The 18,069-nt window shown below is 69.5% G+C and carries 17 protein-coding genes and 1 tRNA gene; 1 reads left to right on the forward strand and 17 read right to left on the reverse strand.

All coding sequences use genetic code 11. From position 1 onward, the window contains the following. Positions 1 to 106: 106 nt before the first annotated feature. On the reverse strand, positions 107 to 1,630 hold the full coding sequence (locus tag AB0M95_RS07735; protein WP_363760964.1) for an aldehyde dehydrogenase family protein: 1,524 nt from the start codon (positions 1,628 to 1,630) through the stop codon (positions 107 to 109). A gap of 209 nt (positions 1,631 to 1,839) precedes the next feature. Between AB0M95_RS07735 and AB0M95_RS07740 the strand changes: the two genes are divergently transcribed. Beyond that, a complete protein-coding gene (locus AB0M95_RS07740) occupies positions 1,840 to 3,477 on the forward strand; it encodes a GAF domain-containing protein (protein ID WP_363760966.1) in 1,638 nt (545 codons plus the stop codon). Between the two features lie 10 nt (positions 3,478 to 3,487). Here AB0M95_RS07740 and AB0M95_RS07745 read toward each other — a convergent pair whose 3' ends face one another. From AB0M95_RS07745 to AB0M95_RS07820, 16 genes are all read right to left on the reverse strand, one after another. After that, positions 3,488 to 4,273 (reverse strand): triose-phosphate isomerase, encoded by a 786-nt coding sequence (locus AB0M95_RS07745; protein ID WP_363760969.1) that lies wholly within the window; start codon positions 4,271 to 4,273, stop codon positions 3,488 to 3,490. Between the two features lie 134 nt (positions 4,274 to 4,407). Next, entirely contained in the window at positions 4,408 to 4,878 is a 471-nt protein-coding gene (locus tag AB0M95_RS07750; RefSeq protein WP_358510947.1) for a ribose-5-phosphate isomerase, read from the reverse strand. Between the two features lie 217 nt (positions 4,879 to 5,095). Then, entirely contained in the window at positions 5,096 to 6,196 is a 1,101-nt protein-coding gene (locus AB0M95_RS07755; protein WP_358510950.1) for an alcohol dehydrogenase catalytic domain-containing protein, read from the reverse strand. Then, positions 6,193 to 8,052 (reverse strand): dihydroxyacetone kinase family protein, encoded by a 1,860-nt coding sequence (locus tag AB0M95_RS07760; RefSeq protein WP_363760973.1) that lies wholly within the window; start codon positions 8,050 to 8,052, stop codon positions 6,193 to 6,195. The genes AB0M95_RS07755 and AB0M95_RS07760 overlap by 4 nt, the downstream gene beginning before the upstream one ends. A gap of 41 nt (positions 8,053 to 8,093) precedes the next feature. Then, positions 8,094 to 8,900, reverse strand: a complete 807-nt coding sequence (locus AB0M95_RS07765; protein ID WP_358510956.1) for a DeoR/GlpR family DNA-binding transcription regulator — start codon at positions 8,898 to 8,900, stop codon at positions 8,094 to 8,096. Between the two features lie 212 nt (positions 8,901 to 9,112). Further along, the gene (locus AB0M95_RS07770; RefSeq protein WP_363760977.1) at positions 9,113 to 10,108 is read right to left on the reverse strand and encodes a D-ribose ABC transporter substrate-binding protein; all 996 of its coding nucleotides are present in this window, start codon (positions 10,106 to 10,108) and stop codon (positions 9,113 to 9,115) included. A 60-nt stretch (positions 10,109 to 10,168) separates the two neighbouring features. Beyond that, entirely contained in the window at positions 10,169 to 11,296 is a 1,128-nt protein-coding gene (locus tag AB0M95_RS07775; RefSeq protein WP_363760979.1) for an ABC transporter permease, read from the reverse strand. Then, on the reverse strand, positions 11,293 to 12,879 hold the full coding sequence (locus AB0M95_RS07780; RefSeq protein ID WP_363760981.1) for a sugar ABC transporter ATP-binding protein: 1,587 nt from the start codon (positions 12,877 to 12,879) through the stop codon (positions 11,293 to 11,295). Before AB0M95_RS07780 ends, AB0M95_RS07775 begins: the two co-directional genes overlap by 4 nt. Continuing rightward, positions 12,876 to 13,526, reverse strand: coding sequence for a DUF2291 family protein (locus AB0M95_RS07785; RefSeq protein WP_363760983.1), 651 nt, complete (start codon positions 13,524 to 13,526; stop codon positions 12,876 to 12,878). Before AB0M95_RS07785 ends, AB0M95_RS07780 begins: the two co-directional genes overlap by 4 nt. Positions 13,527 to 14,160: 634 nt before the next feature. Next, positions 14,161 to 14,235: transfer RNA gene (locus tag AB0M95_RS07790), tRNA-Val, on the reverse strand. A gap of 36 nt (positions 14,236 to 14,271) precedes the next feature. Beyond that, a complete protein-coding gene (locus AB0M95_RS07795; RefSeq protein WP_363760985.1) occupies positions 14,272 to 15,441 on the reverse strand; it encodes an ROK family protein in 1,170 nt (389 codons plus the stop codon). Between the two features lie 498 nt (positions 15,442 to 15,939). Next, positions 15,940 to 16,224 (reverse strand): hypothetical protein, encoded by a 285-nt coding sequence (locus AB0M95_RS07800; RefSeq protein WP_363760987.1) that lies wholly within the window; start codon positions 16,222 to 16,224, stop codon positions 15,940 to 15,942. A 93-nt stretch (positions 16,225 to 16,317) separates the two neighbouring features. After that, complete coding sequence (locus AB0M95_RS07805; RefSeq protein WP_363760989.1) at positions 16,318 to 16,779, reverse strand: peroxiredoxin; 462 nt, start codon at positions 16,777 to 16,779, stop codon at positions 16,318 to 16,320. A gap of 99 nt (positions 16,780 to 16,878) precedes the next feature. Continuing rightward, on the reverse strand, positions 16,879 to 17,307 hold the full coding sequence (locus AB0M95_RS07810) for a DUF3052 domain-containing protein (protein WP_358510982.1): 429 nt from the start codon (positions 17,305 to 17,307) through the stop codon (positions 16,879 to 16,881). A gap of 136 nt (positions 17,308 to 17,443) precedes the next feature. Then, positions 17,444 to 17,851 (reverse strand): secondary thiamine-phosphate synthase enzyme YjbQ, encoded by a 408-nt coding sequence (locus tag AB0M95_RS07815; RefSeq protein ID WP_358510984.1) that lies wholly within the window; start codon positions 17,849 to 17,851, stop codon positions 17,444 to 17,446. Positions 17,852 to 17,861: 10 nt separating this feature from the next. Continuing rightward, positions 17,862 to 18,056, reverse strand: a complete 195-nt coding sequence (locus AB0M95_RS07820) for a DUF1918 domain-containing protein (RefSeq protein ID WP_358510987.1) — start codon at positions 18,054 to 18,056, stop codon at positions 17,862 to 17,864. Between the last annotated feature and the right edge of the window lie 13 nt (positions 18,057 to 18,069).

Genomic DNA, 18,069 nt, shown 5'->3' on the forward strand with positions numbered 1-18,069 from the left:
TTCGTAGCCGACGCATCGCTCCCTCGGCAGCCGGGGTAGCGCGGCAGGCGGGCGTCCCATGACGCCCAGGGAAACCCCGGGCGGCCCTCGCGCACGGCCTACTCGATCAGAAGAATCCCTGGGCGTTTTGAGAGTATGACACCAGGATGTTCTTCGTCTGCTGGTAGTGGTCGAGCATCATCCTGTGGTTCTCGCGACCGATCCCCGACTGCTTGTACCCGCCGAACGCGGCGTGCGCCGGGTAGGCGTGGTAGCAGTTCGTCCACACCCGGCCCGCCTGGATGTCCCGGCCGGCCCGGTAGGCGGTGTTGCCGTTACGCGACCACACCCCGGCGCCCAGGCCGTACAGGCTGTCGTTAGCGATCTTGATGGCGTCGTCGTAGTCGTCGAACCTCGTCACCGAGACCACCGGCCCGAAGATCTCCTCCTGGAAGACGCGCATCTTGTTGTCGCCATCGAACACCGTCGGCTGGACGTAGTAGCCGCCGGACAGCTCACCGCCGAGATCGACCCGCTCACCACCGGTGAGGATCTTCGCGCCTTCCTTCTTACCGATGTCGATGTAGGAGAGGATCTTCTCCAACTGGTCGTTGGACGCCTGCGCGCCGATCATGGTGTCGGTGTCCAGCGGGTTGCCCTGCTTGATCTTCTTCACCCGCTCCACCGCGTCGGCCAGGAACGACGAGTAGATGGACGACTGGATCAGCACGCGGGACGGGCAGGTGCACACCTCGCCCTGGTTCAGCGCGAACATCGCGAAACCCTCCTGCGCCTTGTCGTAGAAGGCGTCCCGCGCGTCCGCGACGTCGGCGAAGAAGATGTTCGGGCTCTTGCCGCCCAGCTCGAGGGTGACCGGGACGATGTTCTCGCTGGCGTACTGCATGATGAGCCGCCCGGTGGTGGTCTCCCCGGTGAAGGCCACCTTCCGGATTCCGCTGTGCTGCGCGAGCGGCTTGCCCGCCTCCACGCCGAAGCCGTTCACCACGTTCACCACGCCTGGCGGGATCAGGTCGGCGATCAGCTCCAGCAGCACGTGGATCGACGCCGGGGTCTGCTCGGCCGGCTTGAGCACCACCGCGTTGCCCGCGGCCAGCGCCGGGGCCAGCTTCCAGGTGGCCATCAGGATCGGGAAGTTCCACGGGATGATCTGCCCGACCACGCCGAGCGGCTCATGGAAGTGGTACGCGACGGTGTCGGCGTCGAGTTGCGAGATGCCGCCCTCCTGCGCCCTGATCGCGCCGGCGAAGTAGCGGAAGTGGTCGATGGCCAGCGGGATGTCGGCGGCCAGGGTCTCCCGCACCGGCTTGCCGTTCTCCCAGGACTCGGCGACGGCGATGGCCTCCAGGTTCTGCTCGATCCTGTCGGCGATCTTGTTCAGCACCTCGGCGCGCTCCGCCGGTGAGGTGCGGCCCCACGCGGCCGCGGCGCCCTCGGCGGCGCGCACGGCCCGATCGACGTCCGCAGCGGTCCCCCGGGCGACCTCGGTGAACGTCGCGCCCGTGATCGGTGTCGGGTTCGCAAAATATTCACCACCGGCCGGCGGCACGTACTCCCCGCCGATGAAGTGGTCGTACCGCGGGCGAAACTGAACCACGCTGCCCGAATCTCCTGGCGCCGCATATATCGCCATTTGTTCGCCCTCCTGGGTCCTGTACCGACGAGATGCAGTGAAAAGTAGAGACCTGGACGTTGCAGCGCCGTTGCAGGGGCGTGAACGGGGGATGTGCCGCCCTTGTCCGCGAAGGAACGGCAAGGCATGCTGCTGTGAGCAAGACCAATGCGAGGGCGGTCGCTCAGGTGGGCGCAACTGCCCTCGTCGACGTCGCCGCGGAGTGCACCATGGACGCTGAGATTGCGGAAGCCGCGACCACCATGGATCTGATATCCGATCCCACCGAACAGTTCCACGTTTTGCAGCAGGTTCACGAGGCCGTGCTGAGCGGCGACCGGCCGCGGGTGACACCGCGCTCGGTGATCTTGGACTCCTGGCGGCGCTCCCTCGCGGCACGGGTCGATCCGGAGGTTTTCCGCCCGCCGATGGTGTACAAGCCGGAGGACGTGCCGGACGTGCGCTCCGCGCATCCGATGCGCGACGTGCTGCCCCTGCTGCGCGAACTGCTCGTCAGCATCGCCGACGAGTCGTCGTACGTCATGATCGTCACTGACGCGGACGGCACCATCCTGTGGCGGGAGGGGCCCGCCGAGCTGTGCCGGCTCGCCGACCCGGTCGGATTGCGCGAGGGCACCGGCTGGGCGGAGGGGGCCATCGGGACCAACGCGATGGGCACGGCCCTCGCGGTCGACGCTCCGGTGCAGATCTACTCCGCCGAGCACCTGGTGCGCGCCTACCACACGTGGACCTGCGCCGCCGCGCCCGTTCACGACCCCGACAGCGGGCGGGTGCTCGGCGTGATCGACATCAGCGGACTGCTGCACGAGCTGCACCCCGCCATCGTCACCCTGGTCTCCGCCAGCGCACGGCTCGCGGAGAGCCATCTACGCAGGCAGATGGAGATGCGAGACGAGCGATTGCGGGTGAAACACCTGTCCCACCTGATCGGCCTGCGCGGCGAGCCGGCCGCGCTGCTCACCACCACGGGGCGGGTGATCGCCGCGGAGCCGTACGGCGGGCCGTGGCCCGCGCGGCTGCCCATCCGGGCCGGCAGCGACCGGGTGCTGCTCGCGGACGGTCGCGAGGCGCTGGTGGAGCCGCTGTCCGAGGGCTACCTGATCCGGCTGCCGAGGTCGGCCCAGGGCTCGCCGGCGACGCGGCGCCCCATACTGTCGCTGTCGTTCCTGGGCGACCGGCCGGTGGCGGTGCTGGACGGCCGGGAGCTGCCGCTCACCCTGCGGCGCGCCGAGCTGCTCGCGCTGCTCGCGCTGCGCCCCGCCGGGCTGACCGCCGAGCAGCTCGCCCTCCAGCTGTACGGCGACGACGGCAACCCGACCACGGTGCGCGCCGAGATCCACCGGCTCCGGGCCCAGCTCGGCGAGGCCTCCATGACGGCCAAGCCGTACCGGCTGCGAGCCGAGGTCGAGGCCGACTTCCTGACCGTGCGCGACGCGCTGCGCTCGGGCGACATCCGCGCCGCGGTGGCGGCGGCGCACGCCCCGCTGCTCGCCCGGTCGGAGGCGCCGGCGATCAGGGCCGAACGCGACCAGCTCGTCACGGCGCTGCGATCCGCGGTCCTCGACACCCGGGACCACGAGGCGCTGTGGACGTTCGGGCAGAGCGAGCCCGGCAGCGAGGACATCGAAGTGTTCGAGCGCCTCATCGGGGAGTTGCCCGCACACGATCCGCGTCAGGCGGTCGCCGCGGCCAGGCTCGCATGGCTGCTCAGGGATGACGACGATACCGCCGATACCGCCGATACGGCTGGGATCAGCCGTCACGCAGGGTCCGGGAGAGCCCGGATTCGCCCGCATGGTCCTGCCGCGGGGGTCGCGGCGGCTGTCCGGGGCCCGCGTCGGGCGTAGCCCCCACTGGTCACTCGTCGACGTATCGGCGGCCGATCGCCAGCAGCCGCAGCAACCCGTCCACACTCCACGCGGCCCGCCCGACGAAGAGGCCGTCGGCCGGCGTCTCGCGAAGCAGCGCGGCGGCGTTGCCCGCGTCGACGCCGCCCCCGTACAGCAGGGCCCGGCAGCCGGCCCCGGCGCCCAGCCGGCGGGCCTCCTCGGCGATTCGGCTCATCACCGGCGCGACCTGTTCCGGCGTCGCCGGGGTGCCGCCGGCCCCGATCGCCCACACCGGCTCGTACGCGATCAACGTCTGACGTATCTCCTCCGGTTGGAGCCGGGACAGGGCCGCCCGCACCTGCGCGGTGACGAACCGCTCCGCGTCACCGGCTGTGCGCACCGCCCCCGGCTCGCCGACACAGATCAGCGGCAGCAGGCCGTGATCGACCGCCGCCCGGGCTTTGCGCGCCACCGTCTCGTCGGTCTCCCCGAACTGCTCCCGCCGTTCGGAATGGCCCATCTCAACGAGCTGGGCGCCCGCGTCGGCGACCATGCGCATGGAGACCTCGCCGGTACCGGCCCCCTCCGGCGCCCAGTGTGCGTTCTGCGCGCCGAGCAACACGGGCGCTCCGGCGAGCTGGTCGCGGCCGAGTTGATCGCGCACGGCCGCGAGGCTCGTGTGTGCCGGCAGGATGAACGGTTGCACCTCGTCCGGCAGCGGCGTCTCGGCCAGCGCCTCGGCGAGCAGCCGCGCGTATTCGCGGCTCTCCCCGATGGTCTTGTTCATCTTCCAGCTCGTACCGATCCAGACCATGGCCGGCGCCGGCTCCTCTCTCGTCGGTCAGCCGGCCGGATGGCCGGCGGGAAACGCTTCCACCTCGTCCCGGGGTCGCGCCGGTGCCGCGTCGATGATGACGACCGCCCCCGCCGCGGTGCCGCCCCGTGCCGTCACGCCTTGGTCCTCGCCTCGTACTCGCTGATGGCGGCGACCTTCTCCGCCGACGCGGAACGGGGGTCGAAGCGGTAGCCGAGCCACTCCCTGGCCAGGCGCCGGGCGAGTTCCAGGCCGACGACCCGCTCGCCCATGCAGAGCACCTGCGCGTTGTTGCTCAGCACCGCCCGCTCAACGGAATAGCTGTCGTGGGCGGTCACCGCCCGGATCCCCGGGATCTTGTTCGCGGCGATCGCCACGCCCATGCCGGTGCCGCAGATCAGCAGGGCCCTGTCGGCCTTGCCCTCGACGATGAGCCGGGCCGCCGCCGCGGCGACGTGCGGGTAGTGGGTCTCCTCGTCCTCGTCGACGCCGACGTCGATCACCTCGCTCACCCGGTCGTCGGCCTGCAGATCCTTCGCCAGTTGTGTCTTGTAGCGGAGCCCGGCGTCGTCGCTGCCGAGCACGATCCGCAGTTTGTCACCCATCGTCGTTCTCCTTGGTGGGGTGTTTCGGCGACACCGCCGGAGGTGCGGCGGCATCGCCCCGTTCGGGTCCTGGTCCGAAGGCCCGCGGCCGCTGGCGGGCACCGCGCCGGCGTATTGGGGAGGAGGCCGGCGCGGGTCCCGCCAGTAGCCGCCGGCCAACGGCCAGACCTGTCAGACCGGGCCTGCCGAAATCCGGGCCTGCCGGCGGCCGGCGGCGTCAGCCGGGGATCAAGGACACCTTGATCGACTTCGTGCCGTCGGCGACCAGGTCCAGCCCGTCCTGGAACCGGCTCAGCGGCAACTGGTGGCTGCAGATCTGGTCCATCGGCAGCTTCCCGGACTCCAGCAGCCGGATCGCGGCCGGCCAGCAGTGCGGCCCGAGGTGCGCGCCGAGCACGTCCAGTTCCTTGTCGTCGCTGATGATGCTCCAGTCGACGGTGACGTCGGAGCCGAAGACGCTGTACTCGACGTAGCGGCCGAGCTTGCGCAGCAGGTTCAGGCCCTGGGCCACCGCGGAGGGGTGCCCGGTGCCCTCCAGGTAGACGTCGGCGCCGTAGCCGTCGGTGAGGTCCTTGACGATCGCGACGGCGTCCTGCTCGGCGACGTTGATGGTCCGGGTGGCGCCGCACAGCTTGGCGAGCTCCAGCTTGTCCTGCGACATGTCAAGGGCGATCACCTCGGCCGGGAACTTCTGGGCCGCACCGGCGATCATGCCGAGGCCGATCGGGCCGCAGCCGGCGACGACCACGACGTCCTCGAACCGGATGTTGGCCCGCTCGACGGCGTGCAGCGCGCACGACAGCGGCTCGGTGAACGCCGCGTGGGCCGGGGGCAGGTCCTTGCTGATCTTGTAGACGAGCGCCTCCGCCGGATAGACCATGTACGACGCCATCCCCCCGGGGTGGCGGCGCTTGAACCCGTACATCTGGTGCGGGGCGCACATCCAGTACTCGCCGCGGAGGCAGTATCGGCACTTCCAGCACGGCACGATCTGCTCGGACACGACCCGGTCGCCGACCTCGACGCCCCAGCGGCGGGAGGCCTCCTCGTCGAGCTGCACGATCTCACCGACGAACTCGTGCCCCGGGATCACCTCGGTCTCGGCCCATGCCGGACGGTTCTCGTCGCCCCAGAACTTCGCCGCGCCGTGGTAGCACTTCAGGTCGCTGGCGCAGATCCCTACCGCCTCGACGCGGACGAGCGCCTCGCCCTTGCCGGGCTTGGGCACAGGCACCTCCTCCAGGCGGTAGTCCTCCGGGGCGTGACAGACCACGGCCTGCATGGTCTCCGGAATCGGCTGGACGCTTGTCGCAGTCATCGCGCTTCTCCTTGGTTCAAATCGGCGGGGGGCAATTCGGCGAGAGTCAAATCGGCGAGGGTCGAATCGGCGGGCACGCCGCTGTGCGCCGCCGCTGTTGGCTGATGAGAGACAACGAAGGCTGGACCACTCACGCAGTCGGCCTGCGCGAGCACCTCCCCGACGGCGGTGAGGATCAGCCCCATCGAGACGGCGCCCGCGTCGGGTGTGCCGACGCCGCGCTCGGCCAGCGGCCTGGCCCGGCCGACCCGCGCCCGAAGTGACGCGGTCGCGGCCCCGGCCTCGACGGCGGCGGCGGCAGCCACCCGCCACGCGTCGGACAGGTTCAATCCGGCGCCGAGCTGCCGGTCCAGTTCCTCGGCGAACGGCAGCAGAGCGTCGAGCATCGTCTTGTCGCCCCGCTCGGCCTTGCCGACCCGCTGAATCGCCGCGGCGCCCGCGTGCACGGCGTCCCGCAGCAGCGCCGGGGTGACCTCGTCGGTGTTGCCGAGGACGGCGCCGACGGCGGCCAGGCCCACTCCCCACAGCAGACCGCTGGTGCCGCCGGCCTTGTCGCCGAACGCGTCACCGGCCACGGTCAGCACGTCGCCGACCCCGCCGTCGGCCGCCTCGGCCGTCGCCTGGGCCGCCCGCAGGCCGCGGACCATGCCGATGCCGTGGTCACCGTCGCCGGCGACCGCGTCGATCCTGCCGAGGTTCTCCTCATTCTCGGCCACGACGGCGGTCATGGCCGCGATGGCCCGCCGGGCGACCCCGGCCGCCGCGCGGGACACCGGGCTGGCCTCCGCCGGGCGGTCGTCGGTGACCTCCTGTTCCGCCACGTCGGTCCGCCCGGCGTACGTCGGCAGCGTGGAGGTCTCGCCGCGCCGGAAGGCGGCGGTGTCGGCCGGGGCGAGCCAGTACCGTTCCAGCTCGTCGTCCAGCCAGGTCAGCGACAACGAGCAGCCGGCCATGTCGAGGCTCGTCACCAGCTCGCCGACCTCGGGCAGCACGGGCTCGACCCCCGCGGCGGTGAGCAGCCTCTGGACGTGTCCGTAGAGTACGAACAGCTCCTCGTACTTGGTGCTGCCCAGACCGTTGAGGATCACCGCCGCCCGCCCGCCGGCGCCGGCGGGCCGCTCGGCGAGCACGGCGTCGACCAGCGCCTGGGCCAGTTCCCTGGCGGGCATCCACTCCCCCGTACGGATCCCCGGCTCGCCGTGGATGCCGAGGCCGAACTCCATCTGGTTCTTGTCGACCGAGAACAGCGGCTCGGCCCGGCCGGGCAGGGTGCACCCGCCGAACGCGACCCCGAAAGAGAAGGTGGCGGCGTTGGCCGCGCGCATGACCCGCTCGACGGTGTCCACGTCGCAGCCGCTGTCAGCGGCCGCACCGCCGATCTTGTAGACGAGGAAGGTGCCGGCGATGCCACGCCGCCGGTCGGCCTCGTCCGGACCGGCGGAGGCGATGTCGTCGGTGACGTACACGTTGCGGCAGTCGATGCCGGCGGCGCGCAGCCGCTCCTGCGCGCCGCCGAAGTTGAGCCTGTCCCCGGCGTAGTTGCCGTAGGAAAGGATCACGCCTGCGCCCCCGTCGGCCGCCCGGGCGATCCGGACGACCTGCTCCGTGGACGGGGAGGTGAAGACATCACCCAGGACGCAGCCGTCGGCGAAGCCCGGGCCGACCGTGCCGGAGTACGACGGGTAATGACCCGAGCCGCCGCCCACGACAAGGCTGACCTTTCCCGCCCGGGGGCCGCCCCGCCGGATGAAGCCGGATGCTCCGGGCACCCGCTCGACGTAGCGGCCGTACGCCGCGGCAAAGCCCTCGATGACCTGTTCCTTGAAGTCCGAGGGGTCGTCGTAGATGTGCGTCATCGCCAGTCTTTCCTACGCGCGTGTCGATGTGTTGTGGTACGTCATGTGGCGACCTCGTACCGGATGCCGGCCGCCTTCCACGCGTCCAGCACCTTCGGGTCCGCTCCCGCGTCGGTGATGACGAGGTCGAACACGTCCAGCGGCACGATCTTGTGCAGGGCGACCCGGCCCAGCTTGCTGTGGTCGACCAGCAGGAAACGCCGGGTCGCGGCCTGCACCATCGCCCGCTTGAGGGCGACGATGCGCTCCTCCTGATGGAAGGCGTCGGTCGCCGAGATCGCGGAGGTGGACATGAACAGGGCGTCGGCCTGCAGGCCCGCGATCTGCTCGATGGTCTGCAGCCCGACGAAGGAGTCGTGCGGCATGTCGTAGACGCCGCCGAGGCCGATGACGGTCAGGTCCACCTCGGCCGCGAGCTGACTGAGCCGGCGAAGTCCTTCCAGGAATGTCGTCGCCACGTGGAGAGGTGCCCGCTCACGCAGTCCCTCGATCATGTGCATGACCGTGGTCGAGTCGTCGAGCAGCACCGACATGCCGGCGTCGACGTAGCGCAGCGCCGCCGCCGCGATCGCCTGCTTCTCTTCGGTGCGGGACATCATCCGGTACGACATCTGGGACTCGAAGACTCCGGACGGCTGGGCGGTCACCCCGCCGTGGAACCGGCGCACGATGCCGCGCCGCTCCAGTTGTTCGAGGTCGCGGTGGATCGTCATGATGCTCACCCGGAACTCGGCGGCGAGTTCCTGCGGCGAGCAGGAGCCCTGCGCGGCGACGCGTTCGGCGATCTGCCGCTGCCGCGTCTCGGTCTTGCGCTCCCGCTGCCGGAATGGCCCTTGGCCGTTGGTCATCTGATGTCCTCGTGATCGCCGGGGGTCGGTCATGGACTGGCACGCACTGCTGTTCGCCCGTGCCGCTGGATAGCATCCTCCCGATGCGGGCAACCAGGCTGTCCCGCCGCGTTTGCGGGCCTGGTCCTTGCCCTGGGCGCGAGGTGGCTGCCACCGCCCACGACCGACCACCCCCTCGACGTGTCGCCGTAACGGTCCGCCGGAGTCGCGGATCAGCTACTCAGGACGAAATTGTTGAGCTTGTCCGCGTTGTCCTTTGTGATCAGGATGCAGTCGAGTGCCTGCTTCTCCTGGGCGGCGCCGGTCTTGCCGGTCTTGAGGAAGCTGTCGGCCTGCTGGACCGCCAGCGTGGTGCCCTGGACGATGGGCTGGAGCACGGTGGCGACCATCTCGCCCGCCTTGACCGCGTTGACGGCGTCCTGGTTGCCGTCGAAGCCGAGCACCTTGACCTGCGCCAGCTTGCCGGCGTCCTTGAGCGCCTGGATCGCGCCGAGGGCCATCTCGTCGTTGCCGGCCACCACACCGGTGATGTCCGGGTGGGCGCGCAGCATGACCTCCATCTTCTGCTTGCCCTCCGCCCGGTCCCAGTTCGCGGTCTCCTGCTGCACAAGCTTCAGGTCCGGGAACTGCGACAGCACCTCGGCGTACCCGTCGGAGCGGACCTTGGCGTTGTTGTCGGTGGGGTTGCCGAGCAGCTCCACGTACTGACCCTTGCCGCCCATGGCCTTGGCCCACTCCTGGGCGCCGAGGGTGGCACCCTGAGCGTTGTTGGACACGATCTGGGACTTCGCGATGCCCTGCTGGTTGATCTCGGCGTTGACCAGGAACACCGGGATGCCGGCGTCGTTGGCCTTCTGGACCGCTCCGACGCTCTCCTTGGCGCCCGCCGGGTCGAGGATGATCGCCTTGACCTTCTTGGAGATGGCCGCGTCGATGAACTGGTTCTGCTTGTCCGGATCGCTGTTGTGGGCGTCCACGGTGGTCTCGTACCCGAGCTTCTTGGCCTCGTCGGCCGCGGTGGTGACCTCGGCCTTCCAGTACGGGTTGGACGGGTCAACCGTGATGACGGCGAATGTGCCGCCGCCGGCGGCGGCGGAACCGCTGCCGGAGCCGGAACCGGAGTCGGAGCTGGAGTTGGAGCCGCCACAAGCGGTCAAGCCGAGGACGAGGGCCATCGGCAGGCCGAGCAGAGCAAGCCTGCGCTTCATCGGACACCTTCTTTTCATGTAGGGGTGATGGGGGTGGGGGTGTGATCGGCTGGGACGGCGTCACCGGCTACCGATGAGTGCCGGATCCGAGCCGGGGGATCCGGCCGTGGGTGTCGACGGCGGGTTCGCGGCCGCGGCCCGCTTGAGCTCGCGGCGCTTTTGCAGCTTGTGCTGGATCTGGTCGACCGCGACGGCGAGCACGATGACCGCGCCCTTGATGACCTGCTGCCAGAACACGGAGACCCCGACCAGGACGAGGCCGTCGACCAGGAAACCGATGACGAAGGCTCCGATGATCGTGCCGCGGACCGTGCCCCGGCCGCCGGACAGGGCCGCGCCACCGATGACGACCGCGGCGATGGCGTTGAGTTCGTACAGTTCACCGCCGCGCGGGGTGGCCGCCGGCAGGTCGGCGGTCAGCAGCAGACCGACCGTGGCGGCGCAGAAGCCGGCGAGGACGTAGATCAGGACCTTGATCCGCTTCACCCGTACGCCGGACAGTTCCGCCGCCCGCTCGTTGCCGCCGCTGGCGTACAGCCAGCGGCCGAACGCGGTGCGGTTGAGCAGCAGGGAGAAGACGATGGCGAAGACGACCATCAGCCACACCGGCATCGGAATGCCGAGCGGGGTGCCGGCGAGCAGGGAGAGAAAACCGGTGTTGCCCAGCTTCTCCTCGCCGCGCAGCTTGGTGAAGGTCTCACCGTTGGTGATCAGCAGGGCGATGCCGCGCGCGGCGTAGAGCATGCCGAGGGTGGCGATGAACGGAGCGACGTTCAGCCGGGTGATCACCAAGCCGTTGAGGTAGCCGACCAGGGCTCCCACGGCCACCGAGATCAGGATCACCACCCACACCGACGGGTAGGCGATCAGGTCCGTGAAGGGAACATGGGCCCCCTGCAGCAGATATCCGGCGATCACGCCGGTCACCCCGACGGTGGAGCCGACCGACAGGTCGATCCCGCCGTTGAGGATCACCAGCAGCATGCCGATCGCCAGGATCGCGTTCATGGCGACGTGCCGGGTCATCAGGATGAGGTTGTCCAGCTCCAGGAAGTGGGGCGACAGCGCGGAGAAGCCAACGACGATGATCGCCAGGGCGATGAGGGCTCGCCCCTCGACCAGCAGCTTGTTGACGTTCATCCGGCGGCCCAGGATCCGCGGGCCGGCGGCGGCCTGTGTGTCGCTCATTCCGTTGCTCCGATGTGTAGGGCTTCAGGCCCGGGCTCGCCGGAGGCGGCCAGGACTTCCTCACGGCCGGCGGTACGGGGGTCGAACTCCCGCACGATGCGGCCCTTCGACATGACCACCACCCGGTGCGAGGCCGTCAGCGCCTCGCTGATCTCGGACGTCGCGTACAGCACCGCGAGTCCTTTGCGTGCTTCGCGGAACAACAGCGTGAAGATCTCGCCCTTCGCGCCGACATCGATGCCACGGGTGGGCTCGTCGAGCAGGAGCACCTTGGGCCGGGTCAGCAGCATCTTCCCGATGACGACCTTCTGCTGGTTGCCGCCGCTGAGAGAGGTGATCGGAGCCTCGGGCCCGGCGGTCTTCACCCGTACCTCTCTGGTCATGGTCTGGACGTCGGCGTTCTCCTTCTTCCGGGAGACGAACCAGCGTTCGACCATGGACAGCAGGCTCGACAGCGACATGTTCGACCCGACCGACATGAGCTGGACGAGGCCGTCACGCTGCCGGTCCTCCGGCACGAGCCCGATGCCGGAGGCGATGCGTTCGGAGATGGACAGCGGCCGCAGGTCCTGCCCTCCGAGGAGCACCCGCCCTGCCGCGATGGGCTGCCGCCCGGCCAGCGCCTCGAGCAGTTCGGTCCGGCCGGCGCCCATCAGCCCGTAGAGGCAGACGATCTCCCCGGCCCTGACCTGCAGCGAGACGTCGTTGACGGCAAGCCGGCCGCCCGCGTCGGCGTCGGGTACCCGGACGTTCTCGATGGCGAGGGCGACGTCCCCGTGCTCGCGGGGCTCGCCGGCGAAGTCGTACTCGGCGGCGCGTCCGACCATCTTGGACACCACCCACGGCAGGTCGATGTCGGCCGCGTCCGCCGTGGCGACCAGCGCCCCGTCCCGGAAGACGACGGCGTGGTCGGCTATCTCGATCGCCTCTTCCAGGTGGTGGGAGATGTAGACGATGGCCACGTTCTGGGCCTTCAGCTCACGAATCACCTTGAACAGGACGACGACCTCGGCCGCGCTCAGCGCCGACGTGGGCTCGTCCATGATCAGGATGCGGGCGTTCGTGGCGAGCGCCCGCGCGATCTCCACCACCTGCTGCTGGCCGAGGCGCAGGTCGGACACCAGCGTCGTCGGCGCGATCTCCTCCTCCAGCCGCGCCATCACCTCGCGGGCGATCTCGCCCTCCCGGGCATAGTCGACCCCGCCGCCCCGGCGGCGCAGCTCGCGCCCCAGGAAGATGCTGTCGCGTACGTTCAGGTTCGAGCAGAGGTTGAGCTCCTGGTGGATGATCGAGATGCCCAGATCGACCGCCTGGGTCGTCGACTGGAGGTCGATCACCTCGCCGTCGAGTTCGAGGTGGCCACTCGTCGGCCGCTCAACCCCGGAGAGGATCTTCATCAGGGTCGACTTGCCGGCGCCGTTCTCACCAAATAGAACCGTTACTTTCCCACGACGCACTTCGAAGTTGACGCCCTTGAGCGCCTGTGTGACGCCGTACGTCTTGGTGATATCGACCGCCCGTAGGACGACGTCGCCGGCGACCGGCGCGTTCCCGGGTACGGTCCGGGCGGCGACGGCGCTCACGGCGTCACCTCGATATCCACAGGCTGGATGAGGAACGACTTCGCCGGGCCACCGGTTGACCAAGCGCCGTACACGGTGACCTGCTTGCCCTTCAGCGAGGAGGTGTCGAGCTTGGCCAGCACGGCCTGCTGTATCTGAAGCTTGAACTGGTTGGCCACGGACTGGTAATCAGTCTGATCTGTGAAATCACCAAACTTGATCGTTCCTGTGGCGTCCCGAACCGGTGTCCCGCTGATGGATGCGCCGACCGCGACCCGCACCACGGTGTCCTTCGGCACGTCCCGGACGGCCAGCAGGACGAAGTTGTCGGCGACCTCCTCGACCGTGCCGGTCGCCTTGACCGGGAACGCGAAGTTGCCTGTGCCGAGGTCCTGACCGTACTGCCTGCCGGCGGCCCCCTGGTCGGACTCCACGGCCGGAGCCAGTACGGCGAGGTCGGTGGCCTTCTGCTTAATCATGGCCGTGACCTTCGGAAACTTGTCGGCCGCGTAGCTTTCGGCAACGAACGGGGGCGGGTTGAGGTCCGCCACCTGCTGCGGCGAGAGGACCTTGGTGTCGAACGCCGCCGCAACCACTAGAGCCGCGAGGGCGACGACGCCCACGAGCCACTTCATCGAGGCAGGTCGATGTTTGAGATCGGGACGCATGCCCGCCACCTCCAGATCGGGGGATTGCCACAGACCCGGGGAGACGCAGGGGTAGCACTCAGGCCGTCTGTGATATTCGCAGCGTAGGGTGTGACCTAGAACAGTACAAGTGTTAATTCGAGATTTCCTCACAACACGGGACGTTCACGGCTGTAACCCGACAGCAACACACCAACGACCACGCAAGCCCCGGCTCTCCCCGCGACGCGACCGGCTGCGGCGTCGTCCCGTCGAACGTCGCCTTGTCGAACATCGTCAGTGCGTCGGCCCGGCCTAGAGAAAGCCGAACCGGCCGGCCGGCATCATGGCCAGGAGCGGGTTCCCTGATACTGTCTTCGCGTGCCCCGAAGGAGCATCGGTCGGGGCTTGGCCATCGCCTACTTCGGCTGCCTCAGCCGGGGAAAGCGAGTCCGGAACGACACGCCAGGGCCCCGGCGAGCGATGATCTACCAAGACAGCACGGCACAAGCCGACCGGAAGATCGCCCACGCGATGAACAGCGTGATCCAAGAAGCCGGTAACGGCGGGTGATCAGCCCGTAGGATCACGGTCCGCAACGGCCGTGATCGCGAACCTAATGGCACGCCAATGGCACGAGCCCCGGCCAGATGATCGCTGGCGGGGGCGTTTTGGCTGGTGGGCGCTACTGGGTTCGAACCAGTGACCCCTCGCTTGTAAGGCGAGTGCTCTACCGCTGAGCTAAGCGCCCCCGTCGCCGACCCCTGATGGTCGATCGGGGTACACCTTACGGTACTGAAGGGGACCTCAGCACATCCAGCGCCCAAGTGGTGCCGGGGTCGGGGACGCCGGCGGCCTGCCAGCCGAGGAGGGCCGCGCCGAGCATGCCGGCGTTCATGCCGAGGGCGGCGCGGCGCAGGGGTGGGGCGGCGCGGAAGGTCAGGCGGGACTGGAGGCGTTCGGCCAGCGGGTCGAACAGCGCGGGGCCGGCCTCGGCGAGACCGCCTCCGAGGACGATCATGGAAGGGTCGAGCAGGAGGGTGTAGGTGGCCAGGGCGTACGACAGGGCCTCAAGGGCGTCGTCCCAGACCGCGGAGGCGGCCGGGTCTCCGCGCATGGCGAGGTGGACGACGTCCTCGGCGGTGGCGGGGACGCGCGCGGACGCGATCTCGCCGACGTAGGGGGAACTGCCCAGGGAAGTTACGTCCTGAGATGGCTCGGGTAAGGGGGCGTGACCTTCCACCGGCCCGGGCGAACGGAGGCCGGGGGCGGGCGAGTGGTGGAAGTCCTCGTGTGTGCCGGCGTGCGGCAGGTCGCTTCGCGCGGGAGGACCTGCGTACAGGTCTCCGGTGCGGCGAGGGAGGCCTGGGGGGCGCGTGGAGGCGGCTCGGCTGAGCCTTTCGGCGTAGCGGCGGGCCACCGAGGCGGCGGAGGCGTAGGTTTCCAGGCAGCCGACCTGGCCGCAGGCGCAGCGTTCGCCGCCGGGGAAGACGGGGACGTGCCCGATCTCGCCGCCACAGCCGGACGAGCCGCCGTACGGGGTGCCGCTCATCACGACGGCACCGGCGATTCCGGTGCCGATGGGGAGAAAGAGGAAGTCGCGCTCGCCACGGCCGGCGCCGAGGACGCTCTCGGCCAGGCCGCCGGTGCGGACGTCGTGCCCCAGGCGGACGGGGACGTCCAGCGGGGAGTAGTCGGCGGCGGGGACGTCCTTCCAGCCGATGTTGGCCGAGTAGACGGCCCGATCCTCGGTGACCAGGCCGGGGACGGCGACGCCGACGCCGGAGGGGGTGCCCTGGCCGGCGCGGGCGAGGTCGGCGACGAAGGCGCGGATGGCCTCGATGACGCGCAGAGGGCCCTCGTCGCGCGGCGTCGGGCGGCGGTCGGTGAGGAGGATCTCCCCTTCCGCGCCGACGAGACCGCCCTTCATCGCGGTGCCGCCGACGTCGAGGGCCACGACATAGCCGCGTACGGCCGAGGTGGCCGCCGCACCACCGGCCGGAACCGGATCCGAGCCCGCACGCCGGGAGGGAGCCGGGTCCGAGCCCGCACTCCGAGCCGGAACCGGATCCAAGTTCCCACTCCGGGAGGGAGCCGGATCCAAGCCCGCGCCTCGGGACGGAACCAGATCCAAGCCCGCACTCGGGAAGGGAGCCGGGTGCGAGACCGAAGTCGGAAGTGGAGGCTCTGTCGGCGCTATGGGGGGGTTGGTGGGGGGACTCCCAGGGGTGGGTTCGTGCACGGAGTTCGTCCCCTCTGTCGCGATCTTCACGGCCGCGTCGCGGACCGCTCGGCCCCCCGCCGGCCTGCGACCCGGGTCCGGCGCCGCAAGGGGCGGTCCATATCCCCGCGCGTCACCGGACCGGATGACTACTGCACATTCCCGCGCAGTTTTGCTCAAATGAGTGCATGAGTCAAAACCGGATGAACCGGAAAAAACGGACAGCCGATGTGATCAGCGGCTGGGGTGCCGGCCGAGGACGCGGCTGAGGGCGGCCTCGACCTCCTCCGAGAGCCCAGGCGCGCCGGCGCGGACCCGCGACGACCCGGTTTCCGCCTCGGACGAGCGCGCGACCCGCACCCACCCGCAGGACCGGCACTCGACCTCCCCCAGCCTGCAGATGAGCTGGGTCGAGCCGCAGGACCCGCAGTGGTCCAGATCGAGATCGTGTTCACGCTGACAGGCCGGGCAGATGAGCACCTGGGCCTCGCGACGCACCCCGCGCCGCCAGGGGCTCACGCCGCGCTCCGGGTCCGTCTGCCGGACCCCGCATCGATAGCAGGGCATCGTCGCCACCGCCTTCGTCTTCGCCAGGCCGTCGCCTGGCGCACATCACTGGGGGATTGTCGCGAGCACCCGGTGGTACTCGGTGATGTCGCGCGCCGAGGGGATCGGGTTCACGGCCTTCCACCGGACCACGCCCTCGCCGTCGATGACGAAGGTGCCGCGGACCGCGACGCCCCTCTCGTCGTCGAAGACACCGTACGCCCTGGCCACCTCTCCGTGCGGCCAGAAGTCGGAGAGCAACGGAAACGTGAAACCCTCCTGGTCGGCCCACGCCCTGTGCGCGAACACCGAGTCGACCGACACGGTGAGCACCTGGACGTCCTCGGGTGCCGATCCGACGAATTCGTCACGGAGGGCGCTGAGCTCGCCGTGGCAGACGCCGCTGAAGGCGAGCGGGTAGAACATGAGCACGACTCGGCGACCCCGCAGGTCGGCCAACCTCACGGGGACGCCGTGCTGATCTTGAAGCTCGAACTCCGGAGCCTTGTCACCCACCTCGGCAGCCATGCCATTCCTTTCCCCGCAGAAGACGGACGAATGACTGCGAGACACACCAATCCTGCCGTACGGCCAGTGCGAGCCGTACGGCAGGGGAAGCGAAGAATCCTAGCGACGTCCCTTGGGAGTGACGAGCCGCGTGCCCGACCAGTCTCGGGCCGCGCTCACGCTGCTGGTCTGGGCGAGGCCGGCAGTGGTGGCGTCCTCCCCGATGTCGCTGGGTTCGACGTGACCTTCCCGGCCCACCTTGGGAGTCAGCAACCAGATCTGGCCGCCGTCGGCCAGCCCGGTCATGGCGTCGCTCAAGGCGTCGAACAGATCACCATCTCCATCGCGCCACCACAGCAGCACGACGTCGACGACGTCCTCGGAATCTTCATCGACCAGTTCGTTGCCGGTCAGATCTTCGATCGACAGGCGGAGCTCATCGTCCGAGTCCTCGTCCCAGCCGATCTCCTGCACCACCTGACCCGGCTTCAGACCGAGTCGCTCGGCCAGGCCGCGCTCGCCCTGCGCCTGACCCGCGGTCGCGCTCACGTGTATCCCTCCTGCTTGAATGGCCCCGCCCTCTGGCGGCTCAACCGGCCCCTGAGAGGCCGCTTCGGCACAGTCCACACGCTGTGACCCATCGTCGTCAACGGTCGCCACGACCGGTGACCCGCACCGTTATCTGCTAGTCCGACAAAAACGACAAACGAACACGTCGTTCCGGGTTGTCGACGTTGAGGTCGACGATGGCGACGGATTGCCACGTCCCCAGCGCCAGCCGCCCGTCCAGTACCGGAACCGTCGCGTACGGCGGGACGAGTGCCGGCATCACGTGTGACCTGCCATGACCCCGCGAGCCGTGGGCGTGACGCCAACGGTCGTCGGCCGGCAGCAGATCGTCCAACAGATTGAGGAGATCCTCGTCGCTGCCGGACCCGAGTTCCAGCAGCGCCACCCCCGCCGTCGCGTGGGGGACGAACACGTGGAGTAACCCGTCTCCCCCGCACGACCGCGCGAACTCCTCGCAGTGCCGGGTGATGTCGTACACCCGTTCCCTGGTCCCCGTGCTCACCTCGAACGTCTGAGATTTCACCTAACGGATCTTATGATCCCCGCTGAACTGGGACGACAATCGCATCCGGACCCGGAAAAACCAATCCGGTGTGCCCGTCGTCGAACCGGACGACATATGGCGGGCAACCGTCGGGGCCCCGTACCTCGATGATCAAGCCCGGCCTGTCCCTGTCACCCACCGTGGTCCCGTGGACGAGGAGCCGGTCGCCTACGGTCGCGTACACGTCGATCCCTCCT

Origin of the sequence: Sphaerisporangium sp. NPDC051017 (genome assembly GCF_040683095.1) — a bacterium.
Classification (GTDB): domain Bacteria; phylum Actinomycetota; class Actinomycetes; order Streptosporangiales; family Streptosporangiaceae; genus Sphaerisporangium.